The organism is Bacillus sp. S4, from assembly GCF_040838205.1.
GTDB lineage: Bacteria > Bacillota > Bacilli > Bacillales > Bacillaceae_G > Bacillus_A > Bacillus_A cereus_U.
Genome location: NZ_JBFPJI010000472.1, coordinates 1 through 1853 on the forward strand (window position 1 = coordinate 1; position 1853 = coordinate 1853).

Genomic DNA, 1853 nt, shown 5'->3' on the forward strand with positions numbered 1-1853 from the left:
GCATATAACAGTGTGTTTATTTTATTGGATTACATGCCTTTTCAATTGCATACTTCAGATGAAATAAAAGAAGGAATATTTGCTTGTTCTTATCACCATGGACCATATGAAGAAACAGATGCAACGTATACGAAATTATTAAATCACATTGATAACGAAGGATACGAAGTATGCGGAGATGCGCTTGAGCTTGCGTTAATTGATTGGTCTGTAACAGAAAATCCGAAAGAGCAAGTAACGGAAATTCAAATACCTGTTGTTAAAAAATAGGCTTATATATTTTTCGATTCTCTATTGACCTTCAAGTAACTTGAAGGTTTAAACTGTGAACAGAGCATTGAAAAAGGAGCATTTATATGATGGAAACAACAGAAAAATTAAGAGAAAAACCTATTAAAAGTTTATTTATCACTTATTTAATACCAGCTGTTCTTGGGATGGTATTAATGTCGGTTAATATTGTGATTGATGCGGTCATGATTAGTAGAGGAGTTGGAGCGAACGGTTTGGCTGGAGTAAACGTAGCTATTCCAGCGTTTTCAATTTTCTTTTCTATTTCATTATGGATTGGAATGGGCGGAGCAACGTTATATTCCATTGCACTAGGGGAAAATAAACTGGAAAGAGCAAGGTCTATTTTTACTCAATCTATGACAGTGGCAGTTATTATCGTAGGTGTTTTAGCGGCTATTTGCTTATGGAGAATAGAAGATATAGCATATCTATTCGGTGCAAATGAAGTGATTTTGCCATATGCGTTAGACTATTTACAAGTGTTATTAACATTTGGAATGATATACGTTTTAGAAAATATTTTAAGCACATTTATACGTAACGATGGAAATCCTAATTTAGCAATGGCAGGCCTTGTCGTAACAGCTGTATTGAATATTATCTTTGACTATATCTTTATCTTTATCTTTGGATGGGGCGTAACAGGTGCTGCCTCAGCAACTATTCTTTCGGCGGCAATTGGTTTCCTTGTATTATTAACTCACTTCTTTAGAAAAAGTAGTGTTTTAAAGTGGACGAAATTCCATTTTGAATGGGATACGGTTAAACAAATTATGGTGATTGGTTTCCCAAGTTTTACAACTGAGATTACAGTAGCGATTGTAACGGTTGGTTTTAATATCGCTTTTGTTCAATATGCAGGAGAAGTAGGTGTCGCTTCTTATGCGATGGTCAATAGTATTCATGCAATGACATTACTATTATTCTTCGGTGTTGGAGCCGCATTACAACCTATTGCTAGTTTCCACTATGGTGCAAATTTACCAGAAAGACTGCGTGAAGGATTACGGTTAGCTGTAAAAACTGCAGTTGTACTCGGAGGCGTAGCAATTGTTGTCGGTTTATTCTTCGGGAAATATATAATTGGTTTGTTTGATGTTCAATCCCCAGAACTATTGGAGTTAACGTTAACGGGTATTAGTTTATTCTTTATACAATATGTATTTTTAGGCTATAACATTGTGTATGGAGAGTATTTCCAATCAGTGCGACAAACGACAAAATCAGTTCTTATTATTTTGAGCCGTGGTTTACTATTTATTATTCCATTGTTATGGATTATGCCGAAATTATTTGGTGTAAATGGAATTTGGCTCGTTATGCCAGTAGCGGAAATATTGACAGCAATCATTGTATTTACAATGAATCGTATGAAACATCCTGTTCCATTAAACTTGGCAGGAAAGAAAGAAGCTATATAGTGAAGAAAATCCCCTTGAACAAGTAAGGGGATTTTTTCATTCTTTTAAACTAATCGCAAAAGATCCATCCGTTTCTTGAACAGACACAAAAGCAACGTTTTTAATATTTGTGATTCCTTTTTCTTTTAACTCTTTATA

Annotated in this window: 2 protein-coding genes and 1 pseudogene; 2 read left to right on the forward strand and 1 reads right to left on the reverse strand. The window is 34.6% G+C overall.

Features of this window, described 5'->3' with window-relative positions:
- Both AB3X48_RS21720 and AB3X48_RS21725 read left to right on the forward strand, forming a co-directional pair.
- On the forward strand, positions 1–270 hold a 270-nt coding region (locus AB3X48_RS21720; protein WP_367959933.1), incomplete at its 5' end, for a GyrI-like domain-containing protein.
- Positions 271–359: 89 nt separating this feature from the next.
- Entirely contained in the window at positions 360–1715 is a 1356-nt protein-coding gene (locus AB3X48_RS21725; RefSeq protein WP_088098964.1) for an MATE family efflux transporter, read from the forward strand.
- 36 nt (positions 1716–1751) lie between these two features.
- On the opposite strand, the pseudogene AB3X48_RS21730 reads toward AB3X48_RS21725, so the two are convergent.
- Positions 1752–1853: pseudogene (locus AB3X48_RS21730) on the reverse strand (DUF421 domain-containing protein); the annotation flags it as partial.

Bases quoted from the DNA above. Each gene is read 5' to 3' on its own strand.
- AB3X48_RS21725 (WP_088098964.1), top strand. From the start codon at position 360: ATGGAAACAACAGAAAAATTAAGAGAAAAACCTATTAAAAGTTTATTT.